This window comes from Paenibacillus tyrphae (genome assembly GCF_024158745.1).
Classification (GTDB): Bacteria; Bacillota; Bacilli; order Paenibacillales; family NBRC-103111; genus Paenibacillus_G; species Paenibacillus_G tyrfis_A.
Map to the genome: position 1 here is coordinate 234,813 of NZ_JAMZAW010000011.1, position 19,522 is coordinate 254,334.

Below are 19,522 nucleotides of genomic sequence, written 5' to 3' on the forward strand. Positions count from 1 at the left end.
ATGGGAGGGTGACAGAAATGAGTTTTGCCAGAATCGGCGTCGTGGGCGCCGGAACAATGGGTCAAGGTATTGCCGAAATGTTGGCAGCCAAAGGGTTGGAAGTCATGCTGATCGAACGGACGCCTGAACGGCTGGAGCAGGCCTGGGAGCAAATCGAGATCAGCTTGGACAAGCAACTGGAGAAGTGGGCGATCACTCCCGTTGAGAAAAAATTGATTCTTTCGCGTATCGTGAAGGAAACGTATATTCACCGGTTGGCCGAATGTGACATGGTCATCGAGACTGTTTCGGAAGATCTGGAGATTAAAAAAGAAGTATTCCGCCAGCTTGACGAGGTATGCCCGCCGTCGACCATCCTCGCCAGCAACACGTCTACGCTCAGCTTGACGGAACTGGCGGCAGAGACGCAATATCCGGAGCGCGTCATCGGCCTTCATTTTTTATATCCTGTCTCGAAAATTCATTTGGTGGAAATCATTCGCGCGTTGCAAACGGGAGAGGATGTCTTCCAGGCGACTCGGGAATTCGTCGAAGAAACGATTCAAAAACGCGGCATTCAGGTGTATGAATCGCCGGGCTTTGTCACGACGCGCCTGATCTGCGTGCTGATCAACGAAGCGATGCACGCGCTCTCGGAGAGAGTAGCCAGCGCGGACGATATTGATAATGCGATGCGAATCGGCTATGATTTTCATTATGGGCCGCTGGAGATGGCAGACCGCTTCGGCTTGGATTCGATATTGGCCGCAATGGAACGTATGTTCCGTGAATTCGGCGATGTGAAGTACCGGCCGGCGGTGCTGCTGAAGCAGATGGTAAGAGCCGGTCATCTCGGCACGAAGACGGGACAAGGCTTTTTCCGCTACGATAAGGATGGTGACCGGATATGATCGTACTCGTCATTAATGCAGGCAGCTCCTCTCTTAAGTTTCAGCTTTACGAGATGGAGGACGAATCCGTGCTGGCTAAAGGGAAGGTGGAGCGGATCGGAATGGAATCCGCGATCTTGACGTACGAGCCGGAGGGCAAGCAGGACGTGCGCGAAGTCAGTGAAATTTTGGAGCACACGACTGCGATCCGCAAGGTGCTGGACATGCTGGTGCATCCGGTCCACGGGGTGCTCGAATCGGCGCAGCAAATCGACGCGGTGGGCCACCGGGTCGTGCACGGGGGCGAGTCGTTCTCCAATTCCGCGCTGGTGAACGAAGAGGTAAAGCAGGAGATCAAGCGGCTGTTCGATCTGGCTCCACTGCATAACCCTGCCCATATGCTCGGGATTCAGGCGGTCGAAGCGAATATGCCGGACGTGCCGCAAGCCGTCGTGTTCGATACGGCGTTTCACCAAACGATGCCGCCGGTAACGTATTTGTACCCGATCCCGATGGTGCTCTATAAGAAGCACAAAATTCGGCGCTACGGCTTCCACGGCACCTCGCACGCTTATGTGAGCGAGCGCGCCGCGGAATTCCTAGGGCGTCCGCTCCGCGAGCTGAAGCTGGTCACCTGCCACATCGGGAACGGGGCGAGCTGCACCGCGGTGATGGACGGGCGGTCGTACGATACGAGCATGGGGATGACGCCGCTGGAAGGGCTCATGATGGGAACGCGGAGCGGGGATATCGATCCGGCCATCGTTCCGTTTACGATGGGTAAGGAGGATTTGACGCTCAGCGAAGTGAACTCGATGCTGAACAAGCACAGCGGACTGCTTGCCATCTCGGGTATCGGCAGCGATATGCGGGAGATTGACGAAGCAAGGCAGACGGGAGACCGTAACGCGGCGCTTGCGTTCGACATGTACGAGTACCGGCTGCGCAAATATATCGGCGCTTACGCGGCTGCTATGAACGGCTTGGACGCCATCGTCTTCACGGCGGGTGTAGGGGAAAACTCCGCCTCGCTGCGGGCCGCGGTGTGCCGCAATCTCAGTTTTCTCGGCTTGGAGCTGGACGAAGCGGCGAACGATCGGCGCGGGTCCGATGAACGCGCCATCTCGACGCCGGGCTCCCGGGTACAGGTGCTTGTTATCCCGACCAACGAGGAGCTTGTTATCGCCCGGGATACGTACAGGTTGATTTTGGATCGAAATGATGTAAACTAATGAACGGTGGTTAATTTTATAAAGTAGGCGGAGGAATGTTTATGAACCGTAACCTGTGTATGATCGGGGATGTGAATAAACATATAGACGAATCGGTGACGATCGGCTGCTGGCTGCATAACATCCGTTCCAGTGGCAAGATCCGTTTCCTGCAGCTGCGGGACGGCTCCGGGTTTATACAGGGCGTCGTCGTCAAGAGCGAAGTGCCGGAGCAGGTGTGGGAAGATGCGGGCAAGCTAACGCAAGAGAGCTCGCTCTATGTCACCGGAACGGTGCGCGAGGATACACGCAGCAAAGGCGGCTTCGAGCTGACGGTAACCGGCGTCGAAATTATTCAAGTCACAAGCGATTATCCGATCACACCGAAGGAGCACGGCGTCGATTTTCTGATGGATCACCGCCATCTGTGGATCCGTTCGCCGCGGCAGCGGGCGATTCTGGTCATCCGGGCGCAAATTATCCGGGCGATTCAGCAGTTTTTCGACGAGCGCAGCTTCCATTTGGTCGATCCGCCGATTTTGACTCCTTCGTCTTGCGAAGGAACGACGAATTTGTTCCATACGAAATATTTCGACGAGGACGCCTATTTGACGCAGAGCGGCCAGCTGTATATGGAAGCTGCGGCGATGGCGCTCGGCCGGGTATACTCGTTCGGTCCGACCTTCCGGGCGGAGAAGTCGAAGACGCGCCGGCATCTGATCGAGTTCTGGATGATCGAACCGGAGATGGCGTTCGTTACGCACGAAGAGAACCTTCAAGTGCAGGAGCAGTTCGTCTCGCACATCGTACAGTCGGTGCTGCAGAACTGCCGTAAGGAGCTTGAGACGCTGGAGCGCGACACGACGAAGCTAGAGCAGGTCGTAGGGCCGTTCCCGCGCATTACGTATGACGAAGCGGTAAAGTTCCTTCAAGAGAACGGTCACGAATTCGAATGGGGCGAAGACTTCGGCGCGCCTCACGAGACTGCTATTGCCGAGAAATATGAGAAGCCGGTATTCATCACGCACTATCCGACGGAGATCAAGGCCTTCTATATGAAGCCGGACCCGAACCGTCCGGAAGTCGTGCTTTGTGCGGATCTGATCGCTCCGGAAGGCTACGGGGAAATTATCGGAGGCAGCCAGCGGATCGACGATCCGGAGTTGATGGAAGAACGCTTCCAGCAGCACGAGCTGTCCAAAGAAGCGTACCAGTGGTACCTCGACCTGCGAAAATACGGCTCCGTGCCGCATTCGGGCTTCGGTTTGGGGCTCGAGCGCACAGTCGCTTGGATTTGTGGGCTCGATCATGTTCGCGAGACGATTCCGTTCCCGCGGCTGTTGTACCGCTTGTACCCGTAAGGCCTCTGCATGCGGGAAGCCGTCTCTCGCGAAGCTGTAAGCGGAAAGTAGGGTAGGCATGAGACGTAGCGATTACGACGCGAAAGAGCTGCCGTCCGTGCTGCTCGCGGGCTGGCAGGACGGGAACGTCGACGTTCCCTACTGGCTGTTCAAATATTACAAGCAGCTTGGGCTGCTGGAGCCGGACGTGATGCTTATTCTTCATGTCATGGCCTTTAAGCAAAAGGAAAATAAAGATTTTCCGACATTGGAAGAGCTTCAAGCCCGCATGTCGCTGCCGCAGGAGAAAGTGATTGCCGTGCTGCAAAAGCTGATCCGGGAGCAGCTGCTGCGGATCGACGAGATCGAAGATCCCGTTACGGGAGTCCACAGCGAAGCTTATAACTTGCGGCCGCTGCTGGAGCGGCTCGCCGAGTGCCGCATCGAAGAGCATCGGGCGGAGCTGGCGGCCAAGAAACAGGCCGAGCGGACGGGCAAAGCGGAGCGAAAAGATATTTTCTCGATTTTCGAAAACGAATTTGGCCGCCCGCTCACTCCGATGGAACTGGAGTCGATATCCGGGTGGATCGACAAAGATGGCTATCCCGAGGAGCTGATCCTCGCCGGTCTTAAGGAAGCGGTGTTTGCCGGCAAGCTGCATTTCCGGTACATCGACCGGATCTTGCTGGAGTGGCAGCGCAACCGGATTACGACCGTTGAGCAAGCGAAGGAGCACTCGCAGAAGTTCCGGTCCCGGTAAGCGGGAAACGAAACAGCCCTGTACGCAAAAAAATGCGTGCAGGGCTGTTTTGCATTACTGGACGGAGCGCCACGCTGGGGGCATCTGCACAAGCGATTTGTGCGAAGGGTGCTACGAACAATCTTGCTGCTTCCTTCGCACTTTAGGCCCTGACTAAAGTACCAGAGCTGCTTCATCAGTCGAAAAACGTGAAAAACATTTTAAAAAACTGTAGTTTTTTTGTAACTTTTTTGTGATTCGTGGCGTCTATTATATTAGGTGTGACATGATTTTACAGATTTATAGAACGGTTAGAAGGAGGGGCCACATGTTCCGATGGCTGCGCAAACCTAAAAACGAAGCGCAGAATGAAGCGGCAGCCGCCGTGCCAGCCGCTCCGCAGGGGATCGACGCCGCGGCGCCGGAAGCTTCGGCCGACGGGGAAGCTGCTGCGGCAAGCGATGGCGCGAGTGTACTGGTCGATACCAGACCACCCATTGACACGAGTATCCCGCTCCTTACCGTAACGGGAGTGGAGCGTTCATTTCCTGTCGGAGGACAGCAGCTTCATGTGCTCAAGGGAATCAATATGGAGCTGTATCCGATGCAGCTCGTTATGCTGAAAGGCCGGTCCGGCTCGGGGAAAACGACCCTGCTTAACATGATCGGCGGTCTGGACCAGCCGAACCGGGGACAAATCATGTTCAAGGAATACCCGTTCCATGAATGCAGTGACGATCAGCGGACGTACATAAGAAGAAAAGAAATCGGCTTTATTTTTCAATCGTTTGCTTTAATGCCTCTTTTGTCTGCTTGGGAAAATGTGGAATTGTCACTGCGCATGGCGAAAGTTCCCCGGTCGGAATGGAAGTCCCGCGTCACCCATTGCTTGGAGCTGGTGGGTCTGGGCAAGCGGATGCATCATCGTCCGTTCGAGCTGTCGGGCGGGGAGCAGCAGCGTGTCGCGATTGCCAAAGCCATCGCGCACAAGCCCAGTCTGCTGCTTGCCGACGAGCCGACGGCGGAGCTCGATTCGCAAATGGGCGCGCAAGTCATGGCGGTATTCCGGGACATTATCCATACCGAACGCATGACGATTTGCATGACAACGCATGATCCGACAATAATGGAGGTTGCCGACCGTGTATTCGAAATGGTGGATGGAAAATTTATCAGTGGTTAAAAAATCGAGCCGCCCGTTGCTGCTCGTCTGCATCGCCGCATCCCTCGCATTGTCGTCCGGATGTTCGTTACTGCCAAAGGAGGACGAGGAGGAAACGCTGCCGGCCATTACTCCGCCGCAGCTGTCCAAAAAACCGGAGTATGCGGTTAAAACTGAGACGCTGGTGTTCGACGTTCCTCTCTCCGGGAAGCTGATGTCGACTGTAGAAGAAGATTTATACTTTACGGATGATGCTAACCGGCGGATCAAATCCCTCCCGGTCAAAACCGGAGACAAGGTTGAGCAGGGGCAAGTGATCGCCGAGCTCGACGTCACGGAGCAGGAAAACAAATTGCGGCAGAAACGGCTGCAGACGCGCCAGGATGAATTAAGTATGATCGAAAAGCTGCGCAAAGCCGACGAGACAGGCCCCGAGCAGCTGGAGCGGGACAAAATCGAATTTGAATTGAAAAAGGAAGAAGTCACCACGCTTGAAAAAACGATTGCCGGCGCCAAGCTGACGGCTCCTTATGCAGGCACGATTATTTCCGTTTACATGAAAAAAGGGGATACGGCCAAGGCTTACGATGCGGTCGCCACGATCGCGGATCTGTCTCAGCTTACGGTGGCTGCAACCATTAGCGCGGATAGCTTGACGAAAGTCGCCGTTGGCATGGAGGCTGAAGCGGACATCAATGGCGTAGGCAAGGTCAAAGGCAAAGTATCGAAGCTTCCGAGTCCGAAGGCTGGGAACAATGGCAATGGCGACGGCGGGTTCCCGGGCGGAGGTCAGCAGAAAAAGCCGGATTCGATCGAAAACTATTTGCTGATCCAGCTTGACCAATTTCCGGAAGGACTTTCCCACGGAACGCCGCTCGGAGTGAAAATTATTACCCAGCGCAAGGAGAATGCCATTACGATTCCACCTGCCGCTCTCCGTTCGTATGCGGGCCGCAATTACGTGCAGGTTGTGGACGATAAAGGCAACAAGCGCGAAGTGGACGTCGAAATCGGACTGCAGACGTCGACGGCTGTAGAGATTGTGAAAGGTCTCACGGCAGGGCAGAAAGTAGTGGGACGCTAATGGCGATGCTCCGGTTTTTATTCCGTAAAATGTGGAACACGCGCTGGCTGACGCTCAGCACGCTCGTCGGTCTCATTATGGCCGTCGCTTTTACGACCAGCATCCCGATGTATTCCGACGGTTCGCTCAAGCGCGTCGTATCGAAATCACTGGAGGAGAAAAACAACGGGCTTTCCGCCGGTGCCGTCATGATCCGATTTCAAGCGTCCGGCAACGAAAAAGCCGATCTGAATGCGCTGAGCGACGTTGACCAATACATAAAGGAAGATTTGCCTAAAGACATCGCGTTTCCATATGATGCTTACGTACGGACGTATTCGATTCGCGGCTCGCAAATTACGCCCGAGGATACGAGCAAGGTCGACCCGAGCAAACGCCGGCAGATGACGCTGATGGCCCAGAACGGCTTGAAGGATCAAGTCGAGCTGACGCAGGGGCAGTGGTTTTCCGAGCAGCCGCAGGGCGGAATCATTGAAGCCGTTATTCACGAGGAAGCGATGTTCCGCAACGACCTTCATATCGGCGACGTCTTCACGTATCCGATCAGCGGCGGAAACGGCATTGCCCCGCTCAAAGTGAAAGTGACGGGAACGTTCAAGCCGAAGAACGAAACCGATCAGTATTGGTATCAAGGCATGGAAGGGCTGCTTACGTCCTTTTTTATGAGCGAAGCCGGCTTTAAGGATTACGTGCTGAAAAGCAAAAAAATCCCGCTTAGCTTGGCCAATTGGTATTATGCTTTTGATTTGCGAGAAATCAAGACAAGCCAGCTATCCTCGCTCGAGACGAAGCTGGAACGTTTGGATATCGTCTTGTTCCAAAAGCTCAAGAACACAAGGGTGGATATTTCGTTTATCCCGCTGCTGCAGGAATTTAAGGTGCAGAGCTTGCAGCTGCAAATGCTGCTCTTTACATTGGCTGCGCCGATGATCGCCATGGTGTTCTATTATATCGTCATGAACGCCAGACAATCGCTCGACCGCCAGCGCACCGTCATTGCGGTGATCCGCAGCCGGGGCGGCAGTACGAATCAAATCATCTGGATTTACTTGCTCGAAGGGCTGCTGCTCGGCACGGTTGCGATGATCATCGGTCCGCTTCTCGGTTGGTTTATGGCGAAGAGCATAGGTTCGTCCAGCGGGTTCCTGACGTTCGTCGACCGCAAGGCGGTACCTGTCGGGGTGTCGACCGAAGCGCTGCTATACGGCGCGGCCGCGGTTGTTATTGCCCTGATGGCAAGCATCATTCCGGCCATTGTTTATGCCAAAGCCTCCATCGTCAGCTACAAACAGAAGCTGGCCAGATCGGATCGAAAACCGTTTTGGCAGCGCTGGTTTTTGGATGTGGTGCTGATCGGTCTGGTGGGCTACGGGTATTACCTGTTCCACGACCGGCAGGATTTATTCAGCCGGACCGGGCTTACGACCGATCAGTTGAGCGTGAACCCGCTGCTATTTTTTATTCCGGCATTATCGATCATTGCGCTTGGACTGTTTTTCCTGCGCATTTTCCCGTGGCTGCTTCGCTTCGGCAACTGGCTGGGCAAAAGGCTGCTTCCGGTTCCCGTCTACCTGACGCTGACCCAGCTCTCGCGTTCGTCTACGGCGTACTATCCGCTCATGCTGCTGCTCATTTTGACGCTCGGGCTCGGCATTTACAACGCTTCTGCGGCTCGGACGATCGATTTGAACTCGACGGAACGGGTGCTTTACGCCTACGGCACCGATGTTACCATGAGAGCGGAATGGACCTCCGTATCCGACGATCTGCCGTCAACGTCCAACCCGAACAAGGGTGGGCAAGGCCAAGGACAGGGGCAAGGCGGAGGGAAGAACCCCGGTCAGGGAGGCGGCGGTAAGCCGGGAGGTCCGGGGGAAGGGCCGCCGCCGAAGCTGCGTTACATCGAGCCTCCGTTCCAAGTGTTTCGGGAGCTGGAAGGCGTCGAGCACGCAGCACGCGTGCTGCAATCGAAGGGGAACGTGGTCGTTTCCGGCAAGTCGCTCGGACAGGGCATGCTGATGGGTATCGATAACGTCGATTTCGCCAAGGTGGCCTGGTTCCGCAAAGACTTGTACAAAACGCATCCTTACAACTATTTGAATTTGTTGGGGCAATACGAGCAGGCGGTCATCATTCCGACCTCTTTTGCCGATAAACATCATATCAAGTCCGGGGATTTGATCAGCATTTCGGTTTCCAGCCAGCCGGTCGAGTTCGTCGTGGTAGCTACCGTGCCTTACTGGCCGAGCCAGTATCCGGATCAGACGCCGTTTTTTATCGCCAACCTCGACTATGTGTATGATCAAGCACCCGTCGTACCTTATGATGTATGGATGAAAATGAAAGACGGAGCCAAGGTGGCGCCGGTCATTGAAGCGCTCAAAGCCAAAAATATTGGCATTGCCAGCGTCAAAGACGTCCGCAACGAACTGATCACGCAGAAAAAGCACCCGGCGCGCGGCGGCGTGTTCGGCATCTTGAGCCTCGGCTTTCTCGTATCCGTTCTTGTCTCTTTGATCGGCTACATTTTATACTGGTTTTTCAACTTGTCCAGCCGGGTCGTTCAGTTCGGCGTGCTGCGTGCCATGGGATTGTCGCGACGACAGCTTACGGGCATGCTGCTGCTTGAGCAGCTGTTTACCGCCGGTCTGGCTATTGCTCTCGGTCTCGGCATCGGTAAACTGACGAGCTACTTGTTCCTGCCGTTCCTGCAAACCGCGGAGAACGTCAAGACGCAGGTGCCTCCGTTCCGCGTCATATTCGATGCGAGAGATACCGATCAGCTGTATGTCGTCATAGCCGTTATGATGCTGACCGGTGCCGGGTTGTTGTTCCTTCACATCAGAAGGCTGCGCGTACACCAGGCCGTGAAGCTGGGAGAGGAGAAATGATGCAGTGATTCATTGCGACGGACTCGTCAAAATATACAAGACCGACGATATCGAGGTCGTTGCGCTTCAAGGGCTGAACATTTCCGTCGCCCAAGGGGAAATGATGGCGATCATCGGAAACAGCGGCAGCGGCAAGTCGACGTTACTGAACATTTTGGGGGGGCTGGACCGCCCCTCCGCCGGTCAGGTGCGCGTGGGCGAATGGAACCTGCTGAAAATAACGGACGACGAGCTGGTGCAGTACAAGCGCAAGACCGTCGGCTTCATCTGGCAGAACAATGCGCGCAACCTTATTCCTTACTTGACGGCGCTTGAGAATGTGGAAATGCCGATGATGCTCAGCGGCCAGTACGACCGCGCCTATGCGAAGCAGCTGCTGGAGTGGGTCGGCCTCAAAGAGCGGCTCAACAACAAGCTGCAGCAGCTGTCGGGCGGCGAGCAGCAGCGGGTGGCCATTGCCATTGCGCTTGCAAATCGCCCGTCCTTGCTGTTGGCCGACGAACCGACCGGTTCCGTCGATACGCGCACGTCGGATATGATTATGGACATTTTCCGGCATTTGAATTCCGAGCTTGGCGTGACCATCGTTATCGTAACCCACGATATGGCGCTTGCCGGTAAGGTGGACCGTGTCGTCGCCATCCGCGACGGGATGACGAGCACCGAATTCGTCAAGCGCAACCCGAACTTGGACGCCGAAGGCGAAACGGCGGCATCGCACGGATCGATTCACGATGTCCATGAAGAATATGTCGTGCTCGACCGGGCAGGACGGCTTCAAATTCCGAGGACATATTTGCAGGCGCTCGGGATCGAAGGAAAGGCATCGATGGAATTCGACGGCGAGAAAATCATTATACGTACGCCGAAGTCGCTGGATTAGCACGAAGGATTTCGGAAAGCGGAGAGAACCATATTAACCGATGAGGATCTGAAACATGAACAAGAACGCTAGGAGAACGGTGCTGCTGTCGTTAAGCGCCGGCTTATTGGCGTCGACGTTAGCTGCTTGCACCAAAACAGGCAGCGGAGACGGTAAAAGCGAGAGAGTACTCCGGATTGCGACCAACGATTACGTAAATGAAAACGAGTATTTCCGGGAGCAGTTCACCGAGTTGTTCGAATTTGCCAATCCGAATATTAAGCTGGAGTTCGTTTCGACCTTGGACGAACGTTTTAGATACAGCGGATCCTCTGATCCGAACGAGAAGCCCAAGGATCCGATAGATAAGCTGAGTGAATTGATGACGGGCGTTAATCCCCCGGATGTCGTCTTGATCGATTACGATCATCTGCCGGAGCTTGTCAGCAACAATCTGCTGAAGCAGCTCGATCAAGATATCGCCAAGGACAAATTCGATACGAGCGATATCGCTCCTCCTATCATCGAAGGCATCAAAAGGGCAGGGGACGGCAAAATTTATGCGCTGGCTCCGACTTTTGATTCTTACGCTCTTATTTACAATAAAAAATTGTTCGATGAGGCGGGAGTTCCGTATCCGGCCGACAAAATGACTTGGGATCAAACGTTCGATCTGGCCCGGAGGCTGTCCAAAGGGGAGGGGGAGAACCGGAAATTCGGTTTTGCATTTTCGACTTACAGCAGCAGGTCAAGCAATCTGAATTATGCAATGCGAGTTTATACCGAGCCTTTGCAGTTGAGAATGTTTGACGATAACGCCGAGAAAATGACGGTGGATTCCGATCAATGGGAAAAAGTGTGGAAGACACTGCTGCAGCTGAAGGCGGAAAAGCTTGTGCCGCAGCCGTCTGATGACCTAAAAGGACGAGGATCGGGGCCGAACGAGGATCATCCGTTTCAAGATGACGATTTCCTGTCAGGCCGTGTTGCGATGTCGCTTATTCACTACAGAGATGTTGAATCGGTTGCCAACGTTATGAAAAATGCGCATAATTTTAAAGGCCTGACCCCGTTCGATTGGGATGTCGTCACGATACCCGTTCATCCCGAAACGCCGGAGAACGGATACGGAGTCCGATTGGACGGTTTGATGGGAATTAGCGCCAGGGCGCAAAATACGGAAGACGCATGGAAGTTCATCAAGTTCATCAACAGCGAGGAGTGGGCCCGTCTTAAAGGAAGCAGTTCCAGCAGCCTGATGGCCCGGCAAAAATATATTAAGCCGAAAGACGGAGCGGAGTTCAATATCAAAGCGTTCACGACACTGCTTCCGGCACCTGACGTCGAAGACAAATTGTATCGCAAGCTGCCGAACTTGTACCAAGTAAGAACGATCGGCAACCGCAAATTGCAAGATGTCAGTGTGAATAACCTTCAGGTTCGCGAGGCGCTGAAGCAATGGCAAAGCGAGGGGGATGCCTTGCTCCTGAAGATGAAAGAAAACCCGAATGCATCTGTCGATCATTAACCTTTTGTTAAAACTTCCTCGATTCATACATAGAAACCAATCCGGAGGGATCCTGAGAATGCAAAAATATGTTAAGAAGACGGTGGCTGTATCGCTCTGCGTCGGCTTGATGGCGCCGACACTGGTTGCTTGCACGAAAGCTGGCAGCGGGGACAGCAAAACCGAGAAAGTGCTTCGAGTCGCAACCAGCATGGGATATGGCGGCGACAATGAGTATTTCCGCCAACGCTTCACCGAATTGTTCGAATTCGCGAATCCGAACATTAAGCTTGAGTTCATCTCGACATCGGATGACCGTTACATGTATGGCGGCCGACCGGATCCGAAAGAAAAGCCGAAAGATCCGATGGATAAGCTAAAAGAAGTGATGACGGGCGACAGTCCACCCGATGTCGTGATGGTTGGCTACGAACAGCTGCCGGAGTTGATCAGCAACAATATGCTGAAGCAGCTTGATCAGGACATTGCGAAGGACAAATTCGATACGTCCGACATCGTTCCTGCGGTCATCGAGGGCATTAAAAAGGCGGGCGACGGAAAAATTTACGCGCTGGCGCCGACCTTCTATTCTTCCGCACTTATCTACAATAAAAAAATATTCGATGAAGCCGGGGTTCAGTATCCGACAGACAAGATGACTTGGGATCAAACGTTCGATCTGGCCCGCAGATTGGCGAAAGGGGAAGGGGAGAACCGCAAGTACGGTTTCTCGTTCTCGCCGCACAACATGGGCGATGACATTTTCTATGCGACACATATGTATACGTCGCCGCTTGATCTCAAGACCTTCGACGATAAAGGCGAGAAGATGACCGTCGATTCCGATCAATGGGAAAAAGTGTGGAAAACGTTGCTGCAGTTGAAAACTGAGAAGATTTTGCCTGAGCCAATCGACTTCTCCAAACGGCGCAACCCTGGGCCTAACGAAGACTACAACCCGTTCATGGACGACGATTTCCTATCCGGCCGTGTAGCGATGTCTATCGTCAACTACTATCAAATTGGCCAGTATACGAACGTCATGAAAAATGCGGCGAACATCAAAGGCATTACTCCATTCGATTGGGATGTCGTTACGGTGCCTGTGCATCAGGAAGCGCCGGAATACGGCGGAAACATCAGTCTGGACGGTCTGATGGGCATTAACGCCAAGGCGCAAAACGCCGAGGACGCCTGGAAATTCATCAAATTTATCAACAGCGAGGAATGGGCTCGCCTGAAAGGCAGCAGCACTAACAATTTGGTATCGCGTCAAAAGTACATCAAGCCGAAGGACGGTGCGGAATTCAACATCAAAGCGTTCACGACACTGCTTCCTGCGCCAAGCCGGGACTACAAGATTTATCGTGAAAAACCGGGCTTGTACGACGTGGAACGCCTCGGCTCCCAAAAATTCCAGCAAGTCGCCCAGAATAAGCTGCAAGTGCGCGATGCGCTCAAGCAATGGCAAACGGAAGGCGATGCGATGCTGCAAAAAATTAAAGAGAATCCGAATGCTCAGTTTGATTCGATGATGCAGGGGGGATAAGATGCCCCTTCTTAGCAAGAATGCGAGCAGTACGTTCGGAGTGAAACTCAACAAGGAGGAACAACAAGATGAATTCCAAACGCAAACGATATAAAACTTGCATAGTTCTGCTGGCAGCTGTGCTTGCCTTCGGGTCCGCGCTCCCCGCCTTTGCGGCGGAGGGCGGCGGCACGACCCCGCCTTCGGGAACAACGGCGACCGTCTCGACAGGGACTGCTCCGGCGATCGGACAGGTAGCTCTTAACGCGACCAGCTATTTCGAACTTAAAAATGTGGTCATGATGCCGGAGCAAGGCAACAAAACCGTGACGTTCACGGTAGGAGTCCACAACGGAGGGACGACCGACCTGCAGTTCATCGACTACTGGCCACGGCTGAGGACGAAAACCGGCAACCAAATTTCCGTTCGCGTCCTGCCGCAGGACAAGGATAAAAACCGCATTCCAGCCAAATCGAGCCAAGACATCAGCTTTTACGCAACGGTGAACGAATCGACGGACCTGAAGGATCTTATTTTTGAAATTATCAAATGGGACTTCAGCATGCCGGAGGCAGATTTCGTACGGAAAATCGGAGATGTGAGCGTTCCTGACGACTATTCCGTCGTTACGCCGGCCGGTAAAGCACATACCATTCAAATGGCAAGCAATCCTGTCAAAGGCACCATCAAAAAAGTATTGATGAGCAAGAACGAGAAGAATTATACTCCGACCGTCGTGCTTAATCTGGAGAACGTAGGCTCGAAGAGCGTAGCGGTACCCGGATATCAATATTTGCTTCGCACAAGCGAAGGGTACATGTATCCGCTTGACGCCAAGACGGTAAAAGATTTGACCCTCAATCCGCAAACGAACAAAGATATCGACCTTACGGGCTCCGTTCCGGTCTCCGTCTCAACGGAAGGCTGGCAGCTCGTGATCGTTCAGAACGCGCAGGATTTGAAGCTCAATCTGCCGATCGCTTTCTTCGCTTTACCGGCCGTATCGGATACGGACGGGGTGGACACGGGCAAAGCCTTCAGCTTCACGAACAAAGCGGGTACTTACACAGCTCAACTGAATACGGTCCAACGGCTGCCTTGGGAGGACCAGGATATTTTGACCGCAGGGTTTACGCTTTCCAACAAAGGCCCCGAAGCGCTTCCGATTCCGGATCTGACAGGGTACTTCAAGCTGGACGATAACGTGAAGGTGGAAGCGAAGCTGGTTCGGACCGACAATGTCATCGGTCTGACCCCGAATGCGGAAGCTCAATTCCAGTTTATCGGCAAAATTCCTTACACGTCGCAATTCGGCAAGGTCAAGCTTGTGCTGCAAGAGAAAACGGGCAGCGGCAGCAGCGACGGGAAGACAGACCAGCAGACGGCGGCGAGCGATTTGCTCGAATTCGTACACCGCGCGGAGCTGATGAATATTCCTTATAATAACTTCGGCGAAACGTATAAAGTGACAAGCATCGGCCGAAGCGCAAACTATAAGGTCCGTTCTGTCAGGACGTATGGCGGCAAAATGAACGACACATTCACTGCTCTCTTAGAAGTAAATAATCTAGAAAAACGGCCATCGGATATTACAAAATTGGTTGCTTATTTCAAGACAGCTGAAGGTACGTATCCGGCTACCATTTCCGAGATTAAGACGAAAGTCAACCCGAACGGAACGGCGATGCTGCTGCTGTCCAGCAATGTGGGCAAGGGAGCTCCGACGTCCGGTATGAGTATATTGATCGGTGAAGCAGTGACTGAAGGAAAATTGACGGAAGCGGACAAAAAACCGGATGCTTATGTAAATGCTGCCGCGTACTGGCTTCCGGAAGAGGATTTCACGGTTCAGGATGGATTTAAAGATATCAATCTCGATCCGTATAAACTATCCATTAGCAAGATTCGTTCCACTATTGAATACGTCAAGGATTCGGATGTTACGCCAGTCAAAATAAAATTCGATTACAACCTGGAAAAGGATTCAATGTTCGTTTCAAACATGGAAGGCCGTCAATTGATTATTGAACTTGAAGATTCTGACGGTAAGACAAAAATGAAAAGAGCGCTCGATTTTAAAGACTTTGAAGGAGTGCAGTCCGATAAACAAGGCACTACTACAACACAAACTGAAACAAAAGAAAAAATGACCGTAGGTGAGCACGTTGACTTTGAATTTACAGAATCTATCAAGGACATAAAGTATAGGATCAATCAGCTGAAAACCTTCAAGCTGAACATCTATGATTCATTCCAAGGGCAAAAGAAATTGATCGCTACCAAAGAGGTCAATTGGTTTGAAACAGCGGAATAATATCCTTACTTTTTTTGATTAAACGAAACCGTTTCTGCATCAGTTGCGTAAAACTGTGCAGAAGCGGTTTTTTGCTGGGAACTCAGTAACTTCTATGAATTATTGGTTAAATGTTCATTGGGGGTATTGACAGGTTTTTCAAGACGATTTATGTTATTAACGTTAACAACATTCTTAACGATCTTAATTCAATATTAAGGAGAAGATAATGAGTAAACCGCATCTCTCGTTCGGTGAATATAAATGGACAGTCACCCAACACATGTCCCGGACTTTTGAATTGGAAGGATTCAGTCCGCTGGTCGGCAAAATATTCGGCCTGCTTTTATTTGCACCCAAGCCGGTCAGCCTGCAGGAAATTGCCGATCAGCTTGGCGTAACGAAAGCCGCCGTCAGTGTCCAAGTCCGCGCGTTGGAGAAATACTCCATGTGTCAAAAAATTCCGATGAGAAGCGACCGCAAAGACTACTATTACATAGCCGACGATTTTACGTTGATCAGCATGCGGGCCAGCAAGCAAAAAATCGAATCGATTACTAATCAGTGCGAAGAACTGTTGTCCACCCTTAAAGGAATGTCTCAGATTGATGAGGCGGAAAAAGAATCTTTTGAAGTTTCCAAGCGAAGATTTGCGGAAGTTTCCGCGATGTACCGGATGTTTTTATCGAGATTGGAGGGGATCGAAGAGGAGTGGATCCGATTAAGAGAGCAGCTGTAAATAGATAGACGAAAGACGGGACGCCCGGATTTTTTTTATGTTATGACTTTTTTCACCTTACAGCCGTTAACGAACCAAGCTATACTGAAAAAAGATTTATGGAAAATGAAGGGGTAACCGGAAACGCCTCGTCTAAGTAGTCAGCAATCGTAATGGAGGAGTAGAGAGATGAATTCATTAACAAATTTTTCGATGAAGAACATCGCCGCAGTATTCATTATTGTGCTGATGTTGTTTGGCGGCGGTACTTATGCGGCTTCCATCTTGAAAATGGAACTCATACCGAGTACTACGCAAACGAGATTCAATATTACCACCCAGTACACGGCTCCTCCCAAGGATGTTTTGGAGCTGGTGACCAAGCCTGTCGAGAAAGCGGTGGCGGGGCTAGACGGCATTAAATCTTTAAAGTCTACCTCCAGCGATAACTTCTCCATGGTTACCGTTGAATTGCAGCAAGGGAAGAAGATCGAGGATGCCAGAAGGGACGCTGAAGGCTTGCTTGCGAACGTAAAGCTGCCCCAAGGCGCGGAAAAACCGAAGGTTCAGACCTCTAGCGCCGAAGCGAGCGCCATTTATTACCTCTCGGTGTACGGCGAGAACAACATGAGCCAACAGGAACTGGATAAAATCTACAAGGATATCGTCCAGCCGGGCTTTGCGGCCATCAAGGGCGTTGACCGCGTCGAAGGGGTCGGCAATAAAGAAGCGGTTCTCACTTTAAGGATGAACGGCAACGCAATCAGCAGCTACGGCCTGACACCGGCGCAGGTATCCCAAGCGATTCAAGCTGCCATTCTGACGAGTCCAGCCGGATTAGTTGACTTCAACGGCAACTCTCAGATGGTACGCGTCAAGAGCGATCTCAACACGATTTACAGCTTGGAAAACATGAAGATTACGGGGCCGGGGGGGCAAACGCTTCTTCTGAAAGACATCGCCAAGGTTGAAGCGATTTCCGAGTCCAGATTCATTTCGCGCCTCGACGGCAAGCCTGCCATCGGTGTGACGATTTACAAAACGAAAAACTCTAACGACGTACAATTGGCTGCGGAAGCAGACGCTTTGATGGCCAAGTGGAAACAGGAATTCCCGAACATTACGTTTAAAGCGCTTTTTGCTACATCGAGCATGATCAAGGATTCGATTAACGGCATGGTTAAGGAAGGAGCGCTTGGCGCCCTGCTTGCCTCGATTATGATCCTGCTCTTCCTTAGAAACGTTCGGATGACCATCATCGTTTTGGTCTCTATCCCGTTATCGTTGTTGATCACGCTGCTCATCATGGCTCCGCTCGATATATCGCTCAATATCATGACACTGGGCGGGATTACGATCGCAATCGGGCGTGTCGTGGATGATAGTATCGTCGTTATCGAAAATATTTACAGCGAGCTCGTGAAAGTTCACGAACGCGGAGAATCGGTCATTAAGAAAGCGACCGCGCAAGTGGCTTCGGCGATTACATCCTCCACGCTTACAACCGTCGGGGTATTTGCTCCAATCGCTTTTGTCGGGGGAGAGCTCGGGGATTTGTTCCGTCCGTTCGCCGTCACACTTTCCGCTGCGTTGATGTCTTCACTGCTGGTGGCCGTGACCGTGATTCCGATGCTTGCCAAGATGCTCGTGCTGCGTTCCAAAAATATTAAGGTTCACGACGAAACGCAAGTCGGCAAAGTATCCGGCGCTTATCTGAAAGTGCTGAAATGGTCGCTTAACAACCGGATAAAAACGATGCTGCTTTCCATGCTGGTTTTTATCGTGGCAATCGTAGGTACGGTTCCGTTGCTGGCTGTGGAGTTCATGCCTTCCAGCGATTCGGATAAACAAATGTTTATTATGATCAAAATGCCTCGGGAAACTTCGCTTGCATCGAACGATTTGAAAATGAAAGAAATCGAAGCGATGATACGCGAGACGAAAAACGAGGCCGGAGAGCCCGCTTTCGAATACATGCAATCCTATGTAGGCGGCGGTACTACGGACAATCGTATAGACTACGAAAGCCAGTTGATTGGTGCGGCATCGCAAGGAACGAACGCCAAGAAGCTGCTGAATGAAATGAAGGAAAAAATACTGTACCTGCTTCCTAAAGGCTCTGAGGTAAATGGTATGCTGCTTAGCGGCGGCGGACCCGGAGGCGGGGGAGACTTCTCCTATATGCTTAAAGGCGACGACCTGAATCTGCTCACTCAGGGAGCCAAAATGGTGAAGGATAAGCTCAAGGAAATTCCGGAATTTAAAGACGTAAAAGACAGCTTGAGCGAATCGAAGAACGAAGTGGAAATCGCGGTAGATCAAAATAAAGCCAGACTGTACAATTTGTCTTCCGGACAAATCGTCGAAACCGTGAATTCTTGGCTGAGAGAGGAAAAGATCGGAGATCTGAAATTCGACAATACGACCTTCTCCACCAAGATCATGCTGGACAAGAGCTTCAAGGATTCCATTGACAAAATCGGCAACTTCCTGATTAAGACTCCTACGGGAGCAACCGTCAAGCTGAACGAAGTAGCGAAGGTTCGTCAAATCGAGGCTCCGGCATCGATTACCCGGGATCAGCAGGTCCAATACGTAACGGTAACGGCAACGATCGAATCCAGGGACAAGGGCGGCGTTAGTGCCAAAGCGGCCGAAATGCTGAAAACCGTGGAGCTTCCGTCGGGAGTTCGTCCTGAAGTCAAAGGGGTATCCGACGATATCCAGAAAAACTTCATGCAAATGTTCGTAGCCATGGCCGTCTCCATCTTTATTGTCTATCTGATCATGGTTCTGGCTTTCGGAAATGCCAGTGCGCCGTTTGCAATCTTGTTCTCGCTGCCGCTTGCGGCGATCGGAGGCTTGCTAGGCTTGCTCGTCAGCGGCGAATCGCTCAACCTTACCTCATTGATCGGGTTCTTGATGCTGATCGGTGTCGTGGTCACCAATGCGATCGTGCTTATCGACCGCGTGCAACAGCTGCGTGAGGCGGGACAGTCCGTACGCGACGCGCTTTTGGAGGGCGGTTTATCCCGGCTTCGTCCGATTATCATGACCGCAGGGGCCACCATTATTGCCCTGCTGCCGCTGGCTCTTGGATTCTCTAAAGGTGCGCTTATTTCCAAAGGCTTGGCCGTAGTCGTTATCGGCGGATTGACCACTTCGACCTTGCTTACGCTGGTCGTAGTACCGGTCGTATACGAAATTATTCACAATACCAAGTCGCGTCTTGGCCGCTTGTTCAACAGAAAGGCATCGGAATCCAAGTCAACGCCGGTGACGAATGCTTAAGAAAGCATTTCAGATAGATAGAGAGT

Annotated in this window: 13 protein-coding genes; all 13 read left to right on the plus strand. The window is 52.3% G+C overall.

Features of this window, described 5'->3' with window-relative positions:
• The first annotated feature begins 17 nt into the window (after positions 1 to 17).
• Entirely contained in the window at positions 18 to 890 is an 873-nt protein-coding gene (locus tag NI000_RS18330; protein WP_253412909.1) for a 3-hydroxyacyl-CoA dehydrogenase family protein, read from the plus strand.
• The gene (locus NI000_RS18335) at positions 887 to 2,101 is read left to right on the plus strand and encodes an acetate/propionate family kinase (RefSeq protein WP_253412910.1); all 1,215 of its coding nucleotides are present in this window, start codon (positions 887 to 889) and stop codon (positions 2,099 to 2,101) included. The genes NI000_RS18330 and NI000_RS18335 overlap by 4 nt, the downstream gene beginning before the upstream one ends.
• Before the next feature lie 41 nt (positions 2,102 to 2,142).
• Positions 2,143 to 3,441 (plus strand): asparagine--tRNA ligase, encoded by a 1,299-nt coding sequence (asnS, locus tag NI000_RS18340; protein WP_253412911.1) that lies wholly within the window; start codon positions 2,143 to 2,145, stop codon positions 3,439 to 3,441.
• Positions 3,442 to 3,499: 58 nt separating this feature from the next.
• Entirely contained in the window at positions 3,500 to 4,180 is a 681-nt protein-coding gene (locus NI000_RS18345) for a DnaD domain-containing protein (protein ID WP_253412912.1), read from the plus strand.
• Between the two features lie 307 nt (positions 4,181 to 4,487).
• Positions 4,488 to 5,342 carry an ABC transporter ATP-binding protein gene (locus tag NI000_RS18350; RefSeq protein WP_253412913.1) on the plus strand — a complete coding sequence of 285 codons (855 nt, stop codon included), beginning with the start codon at positions 4,488 to 4,490 and terminating at the stop codon, positions 5,340 to 5,342.
• Positions 5,302 to 6,405 (plus strand): efflux RND transporter periplasmic adaptor subunit, encoded by a 1,104-nt coding sequence (locus NI000_RS18355; RefSeq protein ID WP_309247913.1) that lies wholly within the window; start codon positions 5,302 to 5,304, stop codon positions 6,403 to 6,405. Before NI000_RS18350 ends, NI000_RS18355 begins: the two co-directional genes overlap by 41 nt.
• Positions 6,405 to 9,296, plus strand: a complete 2,892-nt coding sequence (locus tag NI000_RS18360; protein WP_253412914.1) for an ABC transporter permease — start codon at positions 6,405 to 6,407, stop codon at positions 9,294 to 9,296. Before NI000_RS18355 ends, NI000_RS18360 begins: the two co-directional genes overlap by 1 nt.
• A gap of 4 nt (positions 9,297 to 9,300) precedes the next feature.
• Positions 9,301 to 10,179: an ABC transporter ATP-binding protein gene (locus tag NI000_RS18365; protein ID WP_253412915.1), complete on the plus strand. Its 879-nt coding sequence runs from the start codon at positions 9,301 to 9,303 to the stop codon at positions 10,177 to 10,179.
• 55 nt (positions 10,180 to 10,234) lie between these two features.
• A complete protein-coding gene (locus NI000_RS18370) occupies positions 10,235 to 11,686 on the plus strand; it encodes an ABC transporter substrate-binding protein (RefSeq protein ID WP_253412916.1) in 1,452 nt (483 codons plus the stop codon).
• A gap of 58 nt (positions 11,687 to 11,744) precedes the next feature.
• Positions 11,745 to 13,214 carry an ABC transporter substrate-binding protein gene (locus tag NI000_RS18375; RefSeq protein WP_253412917.1) on the plus strand — a complete coding sequence of 490 codons (1,470 nt, stop codon included), beginning with the start codon at positions 11,745 to 11,747 and terminating at the stop codon, positions 13,212 to 13,214.
• Between the two features lie 68 nt (positions 13,215 to 13,282).
• Positions 13,283 to 15,508, plus strand: a complete 2,226-nt coding sequence (locus NI000_RS18380) for a hypothetical protein (protein ID WP_253412918.1) — start codon at positions 13,283 to 13,285, stop codon at positions 15,506 to 15,508.
• Positions 15,509 to 15,716: 208 nt separating this feature from the next.
• On the plus strand, positions 15,717 to 16,226 hold the full coding sequence (locus NI000_RS18385) for a GbsR/MarR family transcriptional regulator (RefSeq protein WP_253412919.1): 510 nt from the start codon (positions 15,717 to 15,719) through the stop codon (positions 16,224 to 16,226).
• Between the two features lie 168 nt (positions 16,227 to 16,394).
• Entirely contained in the window at positions 16,395 to 19,496 is a 3,102-nt protein-coding gene (locus tag NI000_RS18390) for an efflux RND transporter permease subunit (RefSeq protein WP_253412920.1), read from the plus strand.
• Positions 19,497 to 19,522 lie beyond the last annotated feature (26 nt).